At 63.4% G+C, this 16,450-nt stretch carries 13 protein-coding genes and 1 pseudogene; 2 read left to right on the top strand and 12 right to left on the bottom strand.

What is annotated here, in order from left to right; all coding sequences use genetic code 11:
* Positions 1-5 precede the first annotated feature (5 nt).
* Both AC0KVN_RS18600 and AC0KVN_RS18595 read right to left on the bottom strand, forming a co-directional pair.
* A complete protein-coding gene (locus AC0KVN_RS18600; RefSeq protein WP_483656257.1) occupies positions 6-452 on the bottom strand; it encodes a hypothetical protein in 447 nt (148 codons plus the stop codon).
* A 530-nt stretch (positions 453-982) separates the two neighbouring features.
* Positions 983-2,221: a tyrosine-type recombinase/integrase gene (locus tag AC0KVN_RS18595; RefSeq protein ID WP_004209538.1), complete on the bottom strand. Its 1,239-nt coding sequence runs from the start codon at positions 2,219-2,221 to the stop codon at positions 983-985.
* Between the two features lie 537 nt (positions 2,222-2,758).
* Here AC0KVN_RS18595 and AC0KVN_RS18590 point away from each other — a divergent pair.
* Positions 2,759-4,006: pseudogene (locus tag AC0KVN_RS18590) on the top strand (MFS transporter); the annotation flags it as partial.
* Positions 4,007-4,074: 68 nt separating this feature from the next.
* Here the strand turns inward: AC0KVN_RS18590 and AC0KVN_RS18585 are convergent.
* The 3 genes from AC0KVN_RS18585 to AC0KVN_RS18575 are packed head-to-tail and all read right to left on the bottom strand — an operon-like array spanning position 4,075 to position 8,752.
* On the bottom strand, positions 4,075-5,067 hold the full coding sequence (locus AC0KVN_RS18585; protein ID WP_483656256.1) for a phospholipase C/P1 nuclease family protein: 993 nt from the start codon (positions 5,065-5,067) through the stop codon (positions 4,075-4,077).
* 11 nt (positions 5,068-5,078) lie between these two features.
* Positions 5,079-6,257: a YdcF family protein gene (locus AC0KVN_RS18580; RefSeq protein WP_313393918.1), complete on the bottom strand. Its 1,179-nt coding sequence runs from the start codon at positions 6,255-6,257 to the stop codon at positions 5,079-5,081.
* Positions 6,257-8,752 (bottom strand): TonB-dependent receptor, encoded by a 2,496-nt coding sequence (locus tag AC0KVN_RS18575; protein ID WP_435567587.1) that lies wholly within the window; start codon positions 8,750-8,752, stop codon positions 6,257-6,259. The genes AC0KVN_RS18580 and AC0KVN_RS18575 overlap by 1 nt, the downstream gene beginning before the upstream one ends.
* Before the next feature lie 125 nt (positions 8,753-8,877).
* On the opposite strand from AC0KVN_RS18575, the gene AC0KVN_RS18570 reads away from it, so the two are divergent.
* Positions 8,878-9,990 carry an ROK family protein gene (locus tag AC0KVN_RS18570; RefSeq protein WP_435567588.1) on the top strand — a complete coding sequence of 371 codons (1,113 nt, stop codon included), beginning with the start codon at positions 8,878-8,880 and terminating at the stop codon, positions 9,988-9,990.
* A 100-nt stretch (positions 9,991-10,090) separates the two neighbouring features.
* On the opposite strand, the gene AC0KVN_RS18565 is transcribed toward AC0KVN_RS18570, so the two are convergent.
* The 7 genes from AC0KVN_RS18565 to AC0KVN_RS18535 all read right to left on the bottom strand — a co-directional run bounded on the left by AC0KVN_RS18565 (position 10,091) and on the right by AC0KVN_RS18535 (position 16,443).
* A complete protein-coding gene (locus tag AC0KVN_RS18565; RefSeq protein WP_125997985.1) occupies positions 10,091-10,651 on the bottom strand; it encodes a DUF1993 domain-containing protein in 561 nt (186 codons plus the stop codon).
* 208 nt (positions 10,652-10,859) lie between these two features.
* Positions 10,860-11,282: a Dabb family protein gene (locus tag AC0KVN_RS18560; protein WP_483656255.1), complete on the bottom strand. Its 423-nt coding sequence runs from the start codon at positions 11,280-11,282 to the stop codon at positions 10,860-10,862.
* A 55-nt stretch (positions 11,283-11,337) separates the two neighbouring features.
* Positions 11,338-12,372 carry a LacI family DNA-binding transcriptional regulator gene (locus AC0KVN_RS18555; RefSeq protein ID WP_010336391.1) on the bottom strand — a complete coding sequence of 345 codons (1,035 nt, stop codon included), beginning with the start codon at positions 12,370-12,372 and terminating at the stop codon, positions 11,338-11,340.
* Between the two features lie 73 nt (positions 12,373-12,445).
* Entirely contained in the window at positions 12,446-14,128 is a 1,683-nt protein-coding gene (locus AC0KVN_RS18550; RefSeq protein WP_063141431.1) for a GMC oxidoreductase, read from the bottom strand.
* Positions 14,129-14,171: 43 nt separating this feature from the next.
* Positions 14,172-15,020: a sugar phosphate isomerase/epimerase family protein gene (locus tag AC0KVN_RS18545; protein ID WP_435567590.1), complete on the bottom strand. Its 849-nt coding sequence runs from the start codon at positions 15,018-15,020 to the stop codon at positions 14,172-14,174.
* Positions 15,017-15,580 (bottom strand): gluconate 2-dehydrogenase subunit 3 family protein, encoded by a 564-nt coding sequence (locus tag AC0KVN_RS18540; RefSeq protein ID WP_159367489.1) that lies wholly within the window; start codon positions 15,578-15,580, stop codon positions 15,017-15,019. The genes AC0KVN_RS18545 and AC0KVN_RS18540 overlap by 4 nt, the downstream gene beginning before the upstream one ends.
* A complete protein-coding gene (locus AC0KVN_RS18535; protein ID WP_435567591.1) occupies positions 15,577-16,443 on the bottom strand; it encodes a 3-keto-disaccharide hydrolase in 867 nt (288 codons plus the stop codon). The genes AC0KVN_RS18540 and AC0KVN_RS18535 overlap by 4 nt, the downstream gene beginning before the upstream one ends.
* Positions 16,444-16,450 lie beyond the last annotated feature (7 nt).

The raw sequence follows: 16,450 nt of genomic DNA, 5'->3' as shown, positions 1-16,450 counted from the left end.
ATCGCTCATTCGTCGCGCGCCTCCTGCGAAATCGCGCGGCTCGCACGCTCGACTGTCATGATCCACCGGTTCTCGCCGTGGCGCATGGCCGCCTTGAGTTGCAGCGGCGCGTCTTTCGTTCCCGTCGTCGAGAGAGGCGGACCAAATGCCACATCCATCGCCCAGGGGCTCTCGGCCGAAAAACGTCCGATCACCAGGTCAATCGTACCGTCGTCAAGCTGCTGGAAAAGTGCCTCGCCCGCGCCTGGCCGCCATTGTGCCTTCGCGCGGGTTCGCCGCTCGATTTCATGTACCAGCGTCCGGACTTGTGCCGCTTCGTGCACAGTGGGATCGGCGAGTGCGACCGTGAAGCTTCGTCGCTCAGCAATCCGCTTCGATGTGCCGGCCGGATCGCGAGGCAATATATCGCATGCGGCGAGGAGAGAAACGGCAAGGATTATCGCGCGCTTCATTGTTCGCGCGTCCTGTGATCGATGCGAATGTGGAGGCGGCAGGAATGAAATTCATTTCGGGCCCGGTCGACTGTGCCAGCCCGCCAGGCCTGGATCATCTGTGCTGTGAGAGTGGCATCGGGGATATTGTCGCCGCCACAGTCCTGCGCTTTCCTGGGCCGCGCCCTGAGCGAGCTCGCGTCGAGGGCCGCGGCTCTGCGCGTCGAAGCACAAACGAAAGCAATCGAAGAGCGATTGATGATTGGGGATGCTAACTGGGCGGTTTCCGTCCTGCCGCTGAATAAGGCTGCGCTTTGCGGGACCAAAGCATCGCGCGTCTGGGCATCTGCCTCTTTCATATGTCTCACCGCTTGGGATGATCCGGCTCGCCTCCTCGGCACGAAGAGGCCACCATCACATTCTTCGGAATAGTTGCAGGCTGATAACGTCTGGTAGCGAAAAAGAGCCATCGCTCTGGCGTAGATGCTTCGCTGAAAAACGGCCGACCTCGTATAAGGGGCTTATCTCCATGTCATGATGGTGGAGGGCGATCATCTGCACCCTCGCAAAAGTTCATCGATATACTCGGCTACCGCCGTTGCGGCCGCGCGCAGCGGCTCGTCGATATGGATGTAGCGCTGCGTGACGCCGCGGGACGCGTGTCCCAGCAGTGCCGCAATCGTGAGTTCGGAGTAGCCAAGCCCGCCTGCGACACTTGCGAAAGTGTGGCGCAAGACATGCGGTGTCACGCCTTCGAGTCCTGCTCGATGGCAAATTCTATCCAAGACCCGCACTATGCCGATGAAGTGGCCTTCTCCCCAATCGGCCGGGAAGAAATATCGCGAACCCGAATCGGCCTGCGCCGAAAGAAGCTGGAGAGCAGGCTGACCTATCACGCGTCGTTGCGCCCCCGTTTTTGTCGTCCTGAAGTGAATCGCGCTCTCCTCATCAAGAAGCCAGTCGCGCTCAAGACTGAGTGCTTCGAGCCGACGAAAGCCAGTCAGCAACAGCAATCGGATCACGGCTATCCCGGTAGGATGCTCGTCATCTGCCTCAGCTTCTCTGAGCGCTATGCCGAGTTTCCTGATCTCAGCCTGAGAGAGCCACCTCATTTTGGGCGTGCTCGCAATTCTGCGAATGCCCCTCGCGGGATTTTTTTCGATTTCGCCAAGTCGCACGGCATGTTCGAAAATCGAGTGAAGCGTAGACATGCAGCGCGAGGCTACGCCTTCGCCGCCTTTGGTGGCTCCCCCACGACTGCCCACCCTGGGCTTGGAGGTCGCACCAGCAGCGATGTCGGCTTGGGCGCCTTCGATATCACCGAGCTTCAATGTGGCAATTATTCTGTGGCCTAGCAACGGACGGATGTGGGCATCGACACGACTTCGATCCATCGTCAGAGTGGATGCCTTGATCGGCTTGCGGCTTCTGCCGATGATTTTGCCGGCTGAGGCTCGCTCAAGGTACCAGTCACAAATCTGGTCTACAGTATAGCCCTGCCCGCTCGACCGGGCATCCTCGACAGGGTCTCGCCCATTGGCGACATCGCCAAGAATGATGCGAGCCTGCCGCCTGGCTTCCTCCACGGTCATCAACCCGAACCGACCGATCACCTTTCTACGGCTCTGTCCGTTCGGCAAACGGTACTGAACGACGAAACTTCGCCGGCTCTGGCCGATAGAAACACCGAAGCCACGTAGCTCGCTGTCCCACAGAAGATGATTCGAACCTTTGACCCCATCTTTCGAAGGTTTCTGAGCTTCGATGAGCGTTTTTGTGATTTTCGCCATGATTTCAGTCGCCTGCCAAATGACCCAAAAATCTGCTTACTTTTTCCGGATTTCGACCTGATTTTGCTTATTTTATAAGTCCTGGAGGTCAAATCCGGGCGTAGGGTAGGATAACACTGACGAATCCCGATCGCAAACAAACGGCAGAAATGCGTGCTTTTTGCTGTTCTAGGGTAGAATCGAAAAACACAGAAAATATGCTTCGGGCGAATTGCCAAGGTTGGGGTCGAGGGTTCGAATCCCTTCGCCCGCTCCAGTTTTCCCAGAAATCGATACGATAATCACCCTTCGGGGGGCAGCAAGGCCGCGTTGTCACATGCGCTTTCCTTCTGCGGCCACGCGGCCCTGATCTGCCTGTGCCCCGTGCTGTCGCGTGGTCCAGGGCTGCCAATGGCGATAAGCCACCGGCCCCATTCCCACCGCCCTTGTCGCACAAATGAAAGAATGCGCTTCTAGGCGCGATGCATTCCGCAATTCCCCGTGCGGTCATGACCATCAGGGGCGATCGAGGTGATCTGGACACGGGACGATGGCCGCATGCTGGCCTATGCCTCCGGCAATTTCGGCAAGGCACTGGTTTTCAGCGGCGCGGATCTGACGATATTGTTCCTGCTGAGCGACGTGCTGAACCTTGGCGCGACGACGGCGGGATGGCTGATGCTCGCCGCGCTGTGCGGCGACCTGATCTTCGATCTGCTGGCGGCGCGGCTGACGATCCGCCTGCGGCATGTCGGCAAGGGCTATCGCTGGATGGTGGCGGTCGCAGCAACGCCCTGCGCGATCGCCTTCGCCCTGCTCTATGCCATGCCCTTGCTTGGTGCCCGGCAGCTATGGATGCTGGCCATGGCCTTGCTGATATTTCGGGGCGCCTATGCCATCATCGACGTGCCGCACAATGCGCTGATGGCGCAAGTGACCAGCGACAGCAGCGCGCGCGGCCGTGTTTCGGGCTATCGACTGCTGTTCAGTACGGCGAGCGCGCTGATTGTCGCGACCTTGTTGACGCCGCTGGTGCAAGACGCGGGCAATACCCGGTCCTTCGATCGGCTGGCGCTCACCGGCGCGGCGACGGGCGCCGTCTTTGCCCTGACGATGATCCTGTGCGCATGGACCTGCGGCGGCGATACAAGCGGTGGTGCCGCCCGCATCGCCCGGCAAAGCGCAAGGCAGGACGGCATCGACATCCCGTTTCGCGACCCGATGGTCGTGGCACTGGCTCTTCTGGCCCTGCTCACCGGATTTGCCGCACCGGCATTCGGACGCTCCCTGCTCTATATCGGCAGCTATGTCGTCCGCCGCCCCGATCTTGTCGCAACCTTGCTGCTGGCCGTGACGATCGGCCAATTCGCCGGCGTGATCCTGTGGACCGCGATGACCAGACGATTCAGCAAGAGCGCCCTGCTCGCCATGGGACATGGGGTTAGCATCATCGGGCTGGCGGGTTTCGCCGCCTGCCTGTCTTGGCCACCTGCCCTGGCCATCTGTGGGGCGGTGATCGGCGTCGGCCTCGCCAGCATGTTCATGCTGCCATGGGGGCTGCTGGCCGATGCCGTCGATGTGGTGGAATGGCGCCATGGCAGGCGCTTCGAGACAGGCCTGTTCGCCTTCTACCTCGTCGTGGTCAAGGCAAGCGGTGCCGCCTTCTCAAGTCTGACCGGCTGGACACTTGGCCTGCTGGGCTATGTGCCGGGGCAGGTACAGACTGCGGCAGTCCAGGCCGGCATGCTCGGCCTGGGACTGGGCGTTCCCGTCCTTGGCAGTCTTTGCGCGATCCTCCTGATGCGGCGCTTCGACCTTGGCCATGCCCGCCATGCCCGGCTGCTCGCAGCGCTGGCACGGCGGGAGGCACGCGATCAGTCGGGCGCCGATCCAGTTTCCGGATTGAAGCGCGGGTTGGAGAAATCGAGCGGCGCGGGCACGACCCTGGCCGGCGGGCTGGCGCTTTCCGCCCAGGCGCGGCAGAGCATGTCGCGCAGCATGGCAGCGCCGGCAGCGGTCCGTTCATAGACGAGGGCGCGCACATCCTTGTCGGCGAAATCGGCAAAGCCGTCCCGCTTTTCCAGCTGATAGACATATTCCATCCGATCGCCGGCCTGATCCAGGAAGGCGAGGATCGCATCGAACATGTCGCCGTCGCGATGACCGGGCGCACCGAGGCGCGGCGCGATAACCGCCACGGTCAGCTTCATGCCGTCGACGAACTGGCTTTCGAAGCGGCCATGGATGCTGCGATCACGGGTGTAGCCGCTGGGATTGTCGCCGCGCCAGCCATCCGAATGGATCGAGTCATGCAGCGGCTGGGCGCCGTCACCGATATAATGGCCAAGGCGGATCGTCTGGAAGGCGCAATGCTGGGCCGGGACGGATATGTCGCCCCCTTCGGCCTGCGCCTTGCGGACATGGCGCATGCAGACGACCAGCCGGTCATAGGCCTCGATCGCCGCATAGGGCAAAGTGCCGGTCCAGCGGACATTGGTGCGTGCGGCGGTTGCCGGATCGCTGTCCTTGATCGTCTCATAGCGCTTGTAGAGCGCCAGGATGAATTCGTAGCGCGAGCGCGGGATCGGCTTCACGAAGCGGAACTGCTCGCGGAACCAGCCATGATTGGGGTCTTCCTCCATCTTGGAGAAATTCTCCGAATCCCCGCGCCAGCTGTCGGGCAGCGAGGCGGAGGCGGCGATATAGTCGGTATAGGCCTTGAGAAAGACAGGGCCGTCCTGCGGGATGGCGTCGAGCGCGGCGCGATCGATCACTTCATGGGCGGTGCCGCCCCAGGCCATGGCGGCACCGGGGCTGAACGCCAGCGCACCGAGCGCCAGGGCCAAGGTCAGTTTACGCATCATCATCATGCCTCCCTTCAGGGGTCGAGCGGATCGCGCGGATCGACCCGCGCGGACAGGCGCGACGGGCGAAACAGCAATTCGGTGGGGGTCAGGCGCGCGCCGATGGCACCGGGCTGATAGCCCAGTTCCTTGTCATTGCGCTGCACGAACAGCGGATTTTCGATCATTGCGCTCTGCCCCGGATTGCAGACGATCAGCGTATCCTTGTCCAACGGCGCCGCCATCGCCATCAGCAGGCGGGTGGCGTTGCGCAAATTGGTGGTGGTGTGCCGGGCATAGGGTTCGATGATGATGGCATCGGCGGGCACGCCATAGCGCTCGATCAGCGCCTGGCGCATCTCCTGCGCCTCGGCAAAGCGGGTCGCGCGCGGATGGGCGCGGCCGCCGGTCAGGATGAGGAAGGGCGCGTCGCCATCGGCAAAGCGGTTGGCGGCAAGACGCAGATGATATTTGCCGAATGGGCTCAGCGCCATGCCGTCGACTTCCGGGCCGACGCCGGTGACGATCAGCGCGCTGTAGCGATAGCGTTTCCAGTCGATATTTTTGGCCCGCGCCATAGCGGGGGCGTTGAGGCCGCCGGTCAGCGGTTCGAAGCCGATCGCGTCGGTGCGGTCGCTGACGTCGAGCAGCGCAAGGGCATAGTCGATACTGGAATCCAGCGCCTGGGCCGATCCCTTGCGCGGCGTCTGCGCCATCCAGGCAGCAGCGCGCAGCCGGGCCTGGCGCTCGCGTGGGTCGATCGTGCCAGCGCCGTCGATATCGGGATAGGCGGGCACCTGTCCCAGCGCATAGCTGCGCAGGATGGCGTTGATCCCTTCCACCTCGCGGCGGATCTGCGCACCGGCGCCATCGTCCGCGACCGGCACGTCACGCAGCGATAGCGCAGCCTGCACCATCAGGGCGATCTCGGTCGGGGTCCAGATATGGGCCTGTGCCACGCAATCGACATCGCCGGCACATGCCGTGCGGCGATCTTCGCGGGCATGGAGCAGCGCATCCATGTCCGGCCGGGCGCGGAAGGCGGCAAGGGCGGCCGGATCGTGTCCAAGGGCATCAAGCACAGGAAAGAGGCGCCGGGACAGCGCCTCCGTCACGGCGTCGCGCGCCGCCCCGGCCAGAGCCGGGACGGGCGTGATCGCCACCGCCGCCATCGTCATCAACGACGCCGCAACGCGGCCGAGGCGACGGGCCATCACCAGGACTTGCTGATGACGAGGCGGAAGTTGCGGCCGAAGATCGGGCGACCATAGATCGCCTCGGCACTGCCCTGACCGCTGAGCGAGTCGGTGCGGGTATTGCCTTCGGTCAGGCCATGGGCGTTGAACAGATTGTCGCCCACAATCTGTGCCTGCCAGCTGCCATGGCGCGCCGTGATGCCGGCGCCGATCGTGCCATAGGCCGGCAGCGCAGTGTTGTTGTAGAGGTCGACATAGCGCTTGCCCATATAGGTGTAGCGCCCATAGACCGACACGTCGGTGTCGCCCGTCTGGAAGTCGAAGCTGGGCCGGATATTGCCGTAGACCTTGGGCTGGCGGACGATCTGGTTGCCTTCGGCCTGTTCCGGATCGGCGCCGGTCGAACTTTCGAAATTCTTGTATTTGGGATCGCTGATGGTGAGCGCGCCGTTGAGCGAGAACCAGTTGGTCAGCGCCAGCTTGCCGTCAAATTCGACGCCCTTCACCTGCGCCTCGCCGATGAAGGGCACGTTGACATCGTTGCGGCCCGTGGTCGGATCATAGGCCAGGAAGCTGGCGTTCAAGGGATCGAAATTGGTGTAGAAGGCGGTGACGTAGAGATAGGAGCGGCCGAAGGCGAGCTTCAGCCCGGCCTCGAACTGGTCGGCCTTGGTCGTGATGATGGTCGGGTTGATGCTCATCACCGTCTGGATGTTGGGCGGCGTTTCGAGGTGCGAGGCGCGGCCATAGATGCCGACATGGCTGGAGAAGTCGTAATTGGCGCCGACCGTCCAGTTGGTGACGTTGGGCTTCAGTTTCTGGTTCAGGATCACGCCGGTGAAGGCACGGGTGCTGTCGTCCGCCAGCGTGCTGGCGTCGCCCAGATTGGCCGCCTCGGTCAGCGCGGCCCAGCCCTTGTAGCTGTAGCGTTCATGACGGATGCCGGCGTCGATGCGCAGGCCCGGCACGATTTCCCAGGTGTCGTTGGCGAACACGGCGAACATCTTGGCGTCGCTGTCGCCCTGATTGAGGGTCGCGGCATAGTTGAGCACACCATTGTCGGTGACGCGGCCGATTTCCGCGCCTGCGGCATTATAGGCGACCAGGTCCAGCGTGCGCGGCTTGCCGGCCACTTCGATCAGGTAATTCTGATAGAGGGTGCGGCTGTCCTCGCCATAGAAGCTGCCATAGAGGCCGAGCTTGAGGTCATGGGTGCCAAAGCCGGTCTCGAACTTCTTGGCGACCGACAGATTGGCCTGGGCCGAATAGAATTTCGAATGGATGTCGCGATACTGGCCCTGCATCACCAGGCCCGACGCCGCATAGGGATCATAGACGGTGTTGGTGCCCGCCAGCGTATAGCCGAAATGGTCCACCGCGCCGAAAGCGGCGGTGGCACGGGTCAGATAGCCGGCGGCAAAGGCGTTGCCGTCGGCCGGGTTGGTGGTCGAGTAGAAGGCGCTGAAATCGAGCTTGCCCTGAGTATAGCCGGCCTTGGCCGAAACCAGCCAGCCGTCGAAATCGCCATCATATTGGGCGCCGAAATTGACCATCTGCATATGGCGTCCATCCGACAGGTCGCCGGTGCGGCTCTGGATCTGGCCGGTGCCGTCGCGATATTTGAGGTTCACATGGCGCAGCGCCGGCGAATTCATCGTGCCGTCGAAATAGTCGATATATTTGTCGAGCGAGACGCTGGGATCGCGCGGGTCGGAGATCGGGATCGGCAGATAGAAGACGTTGTGGTCGTTCACATAGTTGAGGTTCAGCTTGATCGAGCCATTGTCGAAGTCATGCTTGATATTGGCGCGCAGCTGGCCGCCCTTGTCATTGGCGAAGCCATTGTCGCGATAGCCGTCATGATAGCGGATGAAGCCGCCGATCGCATAATAGGTATCGTTGCCGAGCGGGCCGGCCTGATAGGCGTCCAGGCGATAGAGGCCGGTGTCGCCGAGCGTGACCTGTGCCTTGCCGCGCGCCTCGTCGCTGCCGGTGACGGTGATCGCGTTGATGATCGCACCCGAATAGCTGGCATAGACCGGGGCCGGGCCGCCGCGCACGACCTCCACATGGTCGGTCATCAGATCCTGTTTCAGGATCGCGTCGCCGCGGAAGAAGACACCGTCATTCTCATGGAACAGCGGCAGGCCGTCCTGCTGAAAGCTGACGAAGCCGCCATCATTGGGCAGGCCGCGGATGCGGTAGATATTCTGCACTTCGCCGCCGGTGATTTCGGTCTGGAAACCGGGCAGCTGGCCGATCAGGTCGGCGAAATTGACAGGCGCGATCTTCTCCACATCCTCGGCCGAAATGGTGTTGATCGCATAGGATACGTCGAAGCGGCGCTGGGCGCGGGTGGAGCCGGTGACGATGATGTCGTTGGGGCCGTTGCCGGCATCGGCAGCCGCTTCGGCGGCGGGCGCGGCGTCGGCGGCGGCCTGCGCCAGGGCAGGCGTGGTGATGGTGCAAAGCGCGGCAAGCGCCGTGCCGGAGGCAAGGAAAGTCTTGAGCATGATGCGTCCCCTCTGAATTGGTCGGGGCGCCTCTGACCGTGCGATATGACATTTTTAATTATTGTTGTGAAAATAAATAAATCCCCATAACCGGTCGTCGCTTTTCACCGATAGCGGGATCGATCATGCAGTTTCCCACTCTGGACAAGGACCAGCGGCGCATCCTCCAGATGCTGCGCAAGTCAGGGCCACTGTCCCGTTCCGCGCTGGCATCCGCACTGGAAATCAGCGGCACCGCCCTCACCCGCCTGTCGCGCGACCTGATCGGGCTCAATCTGGTGGAGGAAGTGCCTGGCGCGGAAGCACAGGGCCGCGGGCGCCCGGCCATTCCCCTGCGGCTGGCCGGCCATGGCGGCTATGCGGTCGGCGCGACGGCGCACAAGGGCTTCATCGACATCGCCCTGGTCGATTTCACCGGCGCCACCATCGCCACCCATCATGAGGCCGTTGCGCCGATCGATCCGCAGGGTTTTGCCCGCAAGGTGCGGCGCATGACGCATGAACTGGTGGACCGGCACGGCCTGCTGGGACGCCGCATGCTGGGTCTGGGCGTCGCGGTGCCGGGACCATCCCTGTCGCCGACCGGCGATCGGTGGAGCGTCGTCGACGTCCTGCCCAACTGGCGGGACGCGCCGCTGCGCGACATATTGTCCGCCGAAATGGGCTGGCCGCTCTGGATCGAGAATGACGCCAATGCCGCCGCGATCGCCGAATATTATCTGGGTGGCCTGCTGCGCGATTTCGGCACGATCGTCGTGCTGCTGCTGGGCTTCGGCATCGGCGCCGGCGTCATTGTCGACGGGCGCCTGATGCGCGGTCAATATGGCGTGGCGGGCGAGATTGGCTGCCTGTTTCCAGGGCATCTGCCGCGTCCCAGCCCGCTGGATCTGCTGGCGATGCTGCGCAGCAATGGTTGCGACCTATCCTCGGTCGCGGACATTGATTTCCATGCTGCCGACCAGGCACCGACGATCGACATCTGGCTGGACCGGGCGGCCGAGCAATTGCAGATGGTCAGCAACACCGCCTTCGCCTGGCTCGATCCAGGGGCGATCGTGCTGGCCGGCACCTTACCATCGACCATCCTGCAGGGGCTGGCCGATCGCCTGCATCAGGCGGACCTCGTCACCACGGTCCATCATCGCCGCCCGCCGGTCAGAATATCGAACCTGCATGGATCGCCGATCACCTTCGGCGCGGCCCTGCTGCCGATCCATGCCCTGTCTGCCGAGACATAGGATCGGCGTCGCGCCGGTGATGAACGGCAATGCCGAAAACGGGCCACGACGCGGCTCCATGGCCATGAACCACAGCGTGCGCTGCCGCCGCTATGTCACCTCATTGCGCAGGCAGGGTGCCGGGCCGCAAATAGGGGAACATGTGGGCCACATAATCGACCTTGCCTAGGTCCACGCCCTGTGCCCGCAGGATCGCGTAGGCGGTCATGATGTGGAAGTAGAATTGCGGCAACGCCCAGTCGCGGACGAATTGGCCGGCGGTGAGGTCGAAGATCATGCCCTGCGGCAGTGCATGGGCGATCGGCGCAGCCGGATCGATGGACGGCACATCCGCCGCAAGGCTTTCCACGATCGCAATCGTCTCGGCTATTCTTGCCTGCGCATCGGCGATCGATCCGGGATGCTCGCCCGCGTTGCGGCCTTCATCGAGCAACTGCCCGACCAGTGGCGGGAAGGCTTCGCCGCGCAACCGGTACATGCCCTCCTGCGCCTGGACGCAGGCGAAGCGGATCTGGGTCGACAGCGGGAACATATCCGGCGCCAGCCGCGCGCCCGGCAATGTTTGCGCCGTGCCATCCTGTTTCCCGGCCTTGGCCAGCCAGGCCGACAGGGCGCCCAGCATCTGGACATAGGTGGGGGCAAGAATATCCGGCAGAATCATGATCTTCTCTCGTTCAGGCTGATGATCGACCCTAGGGGCAATCGACATTCAGATGATGACGTGACGAAAATGGTGGTTTTCCGTGATCCGGAGCGCAGCGTACTTAAAGTACGTGAGCACCGGAAGCGCGGAAGGCCGCCATTTGCAGGCCGTCAGGGCTGAATGTCATTGACCCTAGCGCGGATCGGGCCGTCTTGCGATGCCCGGCTCAGCGATCCGGCACGACCTGCATGTCGTAGACCACGACCTTCTGCCACAGATGCTCGCAGGATTTGACGAAGGCCTGATGGATTGCGTGGTCCTGATAGACTTTCTGGTCGACCGCATTGTCGAAGACCATCAGTTCCGACACGTCGAAGGAGGAATCGACCACGTCGCGCTTTTCGGTGCTGGCGGGCACGCCGATCTGCAGGTCGCGGATCACGGGGATGGCGCGCAGCGTGCGCAGGCCGGCGATCAACTGGTCGCGATCAGCCTGGTTGCCCGGCCGCTTCAGCCAGAAGAAGACATGATGGACCAGCTTCGCCTGAGCCGGGGTCGCGGCCTGTGCCGAGGCCTGTGTCGAGGTCAGGGCCATGCCTGCGCCGCCCAATGCCATCATCGCGGCCAATTCCCTTCTGCTCGTTTCCATGATGCTCTGTCCCCTGTCGCTGAAAGGGCGGCGATCCGCGCCACCCGGTGAAACCCTAAGTGCTGGCCGGCGCGATCGACGCGCGCTGCACCAGTTGATGGTCGAATATCTCGTCGCTGACGCGCATCCCGCCCTTGCCGAGCGCGCCGATCAGGCATTGGGTGGCGCGAAAGGCCATGTCCTCGACCGGCTGGCGGATCACGGTCAGCGGCGGCCAGACGCGCGAGGCGAGGATGGTGTCGTCGAACCCGGTGACGCTCAGATCATGGGGCAGGGTCAGCCCCATCTGTCCGGCCTGGGCGATGACGCCCGCCGCCAGATCGTCGCTGCTGCACAGGATCGCGGTCGGCCGGTCGGGCCGGGCGAGCAGCGCCTGCGCCGCCGCCATGCCGGACGCATGGTCGAATGCGCTATGCTCGACGATCAGGCTATCGTCCACGCGCAGGCCGGCATCCTGGAGGGCGGCGTAGAAGCCGTCGAGCCGGGCGGCGACCACGCTGTAATGATCGGGGCCGGCGACATAGGCGATGCGGCGATGGCCATCGGCGATGACGCGCCGGGTCAGCGCCTCCATCGCCGCCTGATTGTCGATCCGCACCGTCGATATGCCCGACAGCGGCGTGCCGGTGGCGATCGCGGCGAAAGGCACGCCGAGCGCCGGCAATATCGCCGATCCGCTCAACTGCTCGGCAAAGGGGGGGATCAGCAGCAGTGCATCGGCGCCGCTGCGCACCAGTTCCTGGGCAATGCGTTCGGCCTCGTCCAGCGTCACGCCATCGCCGTCGCGCAGGATCAGTTGCAGCCCATTGGCGTTGGTCGCCCGCAGCGATCCAACCAGAACGGCATCGAGAAAGGGCGTGCGCCGGTTGCTGTAGATGAGGCCCACCGTCGTCGCCCGCGCCTTGGCCAGGCGCCGGGCGGCCAGATTGGGCACATAGCCCAGTTCCGCGATCGCCGCCTGCACCGTCGCGACCGTGGTCGCGCTGGCGCGGCCGGCGCCGTTGATGACGTTGGATACCGTCATCGCCGACACGCCGGCCCGTTCCGCCACGGCGCGGATCGTCACGCCATTTTCCCGCCGCCGGGCCATCAGAAGCTCATCCTCATGGCCCCTGATAGCCGGTTTTGCGGCGCAGCACAGCGTCGGGAGTGGGCCGCCCCTGTCAGACCCGGCCTGCCTTCATTTCCTTGACCGCATGGTCGACCGCGCGGGCAGTCAGCGCCATGAAGGTCAGCGACGGATTGACGCAGGAGATGGACGCCATCTGCGCGCCGTCGGTGACGAACAGATTGCTGGCATCATGCGCCTGGCTCCACTGGTTGAGCACCGATGCGCGCGGATCGGCACCCATGCGAGCGCCGCCCATTTCGTGGATGGCGTCGCCCGGCACATGTTCGCGGACCGAACTGGTGACGTTGGTCAGGCCTGCCGCACGCAGCATCTTTTCGCCCTGTTCGCGCGCGTCCGCCATCATCCGCATCTCATTGTCGCGGAAGGTGACGTTGAACTGCATCAGCGGCATGCCGAACCGGTCGGTCTTGTCGGGGCTCAGCGCGACATAATTATCCTCATAGGGCAGGCATTCGCCAAAGGCGCCCATCTGGAATTTCCAGCCGCCATATTTGCGCATGCCCTGCTTCATCGAAGCGCCGAAGCCGACCGGCTTGGACGGTTCGCGATAGGCGCCGCCCTGATAGCCATAGCCGCGCTTGAAGCCGACATCTTCGCTGTCGCCATTGTTGCGGAAGCGCGGGACATAGATGGCGCCAGGACGGCGGCCATATTCGATGAACTCCTCCATGCCGGGAATGTCGCCCTTCACGCCGACGCGGAAGATATGGTCCATGACATAGCGGCCCAGCGTCCCGCTGCTGTCGAAATGGCTCTTGCCGCTGCCCGCCGGGCGCGAGTTCATCAGGATCTGGGTCGAGGCCAGCGCCGATGCGCACAGGAACACCAGCCGCGCGGACACGGTTTCGGCCTGCCCGGTCTTGGCATCGACGAAGCGCACGCCGCTGACCTTCTTGGTCGCCGGATCATAATCGAGGTTGGTGACGACCGCGTCGGACCGCAAGGTCAGCCGCCCGGTTGCCCGCGCAGCCGGCAGGGTGACCGCCTGGGTCGAGAAATAGGCGCCGAAGGAGCAGCCATTGCCGCACTGGTTGCGCAACTGGCATTTGGTGCGGTTCTGTTCGGGCTTGTCCTCGGTCATGTTGGACAGACGCGCATTGATCATCTTGCGGCCGGGGAATTGCGTTTCCAGCCGCTGCTTCATCCATTTTTCCGCGATGTTCATCGGCATCGGCGGCTGGAACTCGCTGTCGGGCAGATAGGCCAGATTTTCGCGCGATCCCGATACGCCGATATATTTTTCGACATAGCTGTACCAGGGGACCAGATCCTCATAGCGGATCGGCCAGTCGCCGCCGATGCCCTCGCGCTTGTTCGCCTCGAAATCGGCCGGGCTCCAGCGGAAGCTCCAGCGGCCCCAGATCAGCGACTTGCCGCCGACCGCCGCGGGGCGGATCCAGTAGAATTTGCTGCCAGCGCCATAATCATAGGGGTTCAGGCGGTCATTATTGTAGAAAGCCTGGTTGCTGGGGGCGACATAGCCATGCTGGGCGATGAAATAATCGCTCTGCTTGAGCGGGTCGGGCATGATGTTGCGGGCGGGCACCTCATAGGCGGGCTTGCCGTCATAGGTATAATCCTCGCCATGTTCGACCATATGGCCGCGGTCGAGCATCAGCACCCGCAGCCCCTTTTCCGTCAATTCCTTGGCAGCCCAGCCGCCGCTGATGCCCGAACCGATGACGATCGCATCGTATCTGTCTGTCGAAGCCATGATGTCCTCTCCTGGAGTTTTCTGTCTTGAGGCAGGCCAGTGGTCAGAAGCGCAGCGCGTGCAGCGTCTGGAAGCTCTTTGTGATGTCGGGAATATAGGGCGCGGGTGCCTGGTCATTCTCGACATAGAAATGCTGGACGCCGGCGATGGCATTGAGCTTGAAGATCGCGGCGAAATCGACCGTGCCGCTGCCGACCGAGGTCATGCTGCGGTCCGCGCGCATATCCTTCACATGATAGGAATAGATGCGGCCGGCGAGGCTGCGGATCAGCGCCTGCGGATCTTGCCCGGCATAGATCGCCCAGTAGAGATCCAGTTCGATCTTCACCAGTTCGGGGTCGCATGCCTTCACCAGCTGGTCGAACAGGCTGACGCCGTCCGGCTTGGTGGTGAATTCGAAATCATGATTATGATAGGCAAAGCCCAGGCCCGCGGCCTTGAGCTGCGCACCGAAGCGGTTGATGTTGACCAGCGCAGCCTTCCAAGCTTCCGCATTGCGATATTTGTCGACCATATAGGGCAGGACGACGGTGCCCGCGCCCAGCGTTCTGGCCATCGCCACGCTGGCGTCGAACTTGTCGAGCAGCGCGTCATAGCCGATGTGGAGCGACGGGCAGGTGAGGCCCAGCCGGTCCATCGTGCTACGCAGCAGCTTGTGGTCCATGGCGTCATAGCCGCCACCGCCAAATTCGACCTCGCGATAGCCGACCTTGGCGACCTTCTCCAAGGTGGCGACCGGATCGGCGGCGAACAGCTCGCGCACGGTGTAGAGTTGCAGGCCGATGCTGGCGATCTTGCCGGAGGCCCTGGCGGCCTGCGCGGCGAAGGGGGAGGCGGCGAGGGCGGCCAGGCCGCCGGCGCCCAGCATCATGGAACGACGGTTGAGGTTCATGCGGAATAGACCTTGTTGACCTGGGAATAGGGGAAGGCGCCGTTATATTCGCCCGGCACCGGCAGATATTCGCGTTCCTGGGTGATCCCGATCTCGGACGTGTAATAGCCCACGATCACCATCTGGCGGAACGCCTCGAAAAACTCCTCGCCCTTGGGGATCTGGTCGTTCATCGCCAGGGTCAGCAGCGCGTCATGCTGCGCCGCCGATGCCTTGGTCGCGGGGATCTTGTAATCCTGCCAGCTGCGCGCATCGATTTCGGCAAGACCGGCGATGACCGGATCGCGATCCTCCGCCACCGACCAGTCGGCCAGCAATTTCTCGATATAGGCGGGGACGCCGGCCTCGATCGCGCCGGGCGTGTCGGTCGCCGGCAATATCCGTTCGCACAGCGCGGTCATCAGCGCCCGCTGATCGGGCGTGAACAGTTGCAGGCTGGGTGCGCCCTGGTCGATCACGCCAGCGGCGGGCATCACCCCGGCGGCGCGCGCCAGCGGTGCGAACAGCCCGGCGCCGAACATGGCGACCATGCCCGCCAGCGCATGTCTGCGGTCCATCATTGTCCTGCTCCCTTCAGATCCTGTGCGATGGCTTCATCCGGCAGCGGCCGGACCCAGATGTTGCGGAAGGACACGGGGCTGTCATGATCCTGCAACTGGATCGGCGCCTTGTCCCCATGGGCCTGATATTGGGCGATCGAACGCCATTTGGTGGTGCCCAGCATCGCCTGATGATTTTGCACCAGCACGCCGTTCAGCAGCGCTGTGACATAGGCCGGCCGGACCAGGCTGCCGTCGGCGGCGAAACGCGGCCGTTCGAAGATGATGTCATAGCTCTGCCATTCACCCGGCTGGCGCGATGGGTTCACCAGTGGCGGCTTCCAGGCATAGACCGCGCCGACCGTGCCGTCGGCATAGGTCGGGTTCTGATAGCCATCCAGGATCTGCACTTCATAGCGCTGCATGAACCAGATGCCACTATTGCCGCGATCCTGCGAGCTTTTGGTCGGCGGATTGGGCGACCGAAATTCAAGATGCAACTGGACGTCGCCAAATTCCTGCTTCGATATCAGGTTGTTCTCGCCGCCGCTCTGGCTGCGCGGCGGGATGGTCATGATCCCCTTTTCCAGCGTCCAGGGGCCACGCTCGCCGCGCCATGCGTCGAGCGACTTGCCGTCGAACAGGATGGTTGCGTCGGACGGTGCGCCGCCGGCCTGTGCACCGCCGGCCTGTGCCGCCGGGGTGACGACGGTGGGGGCGGGGCGATCGGGATCATGGACGTGCCAGTTGCCGCCGGGCAGGATCGGCGTGTCCTTGAAACCCAGCTTGCCAGGCTTGTCTTGCGCCTGCGCCGCTGTGCCCACCAGCAGAGCCGTGGCCAGCGCGATACCCGTCCCTGCAAAGCCAGTCGGGATGATTTTCATCCTCGTC

Source organism: Sphingobium sp. SG1, from assembly GCF_057063145.1.
Note: the sequence above shows the minus strand (reverse complement) of the source record. Positions and strands in the feature narration are given on the sequence as shown.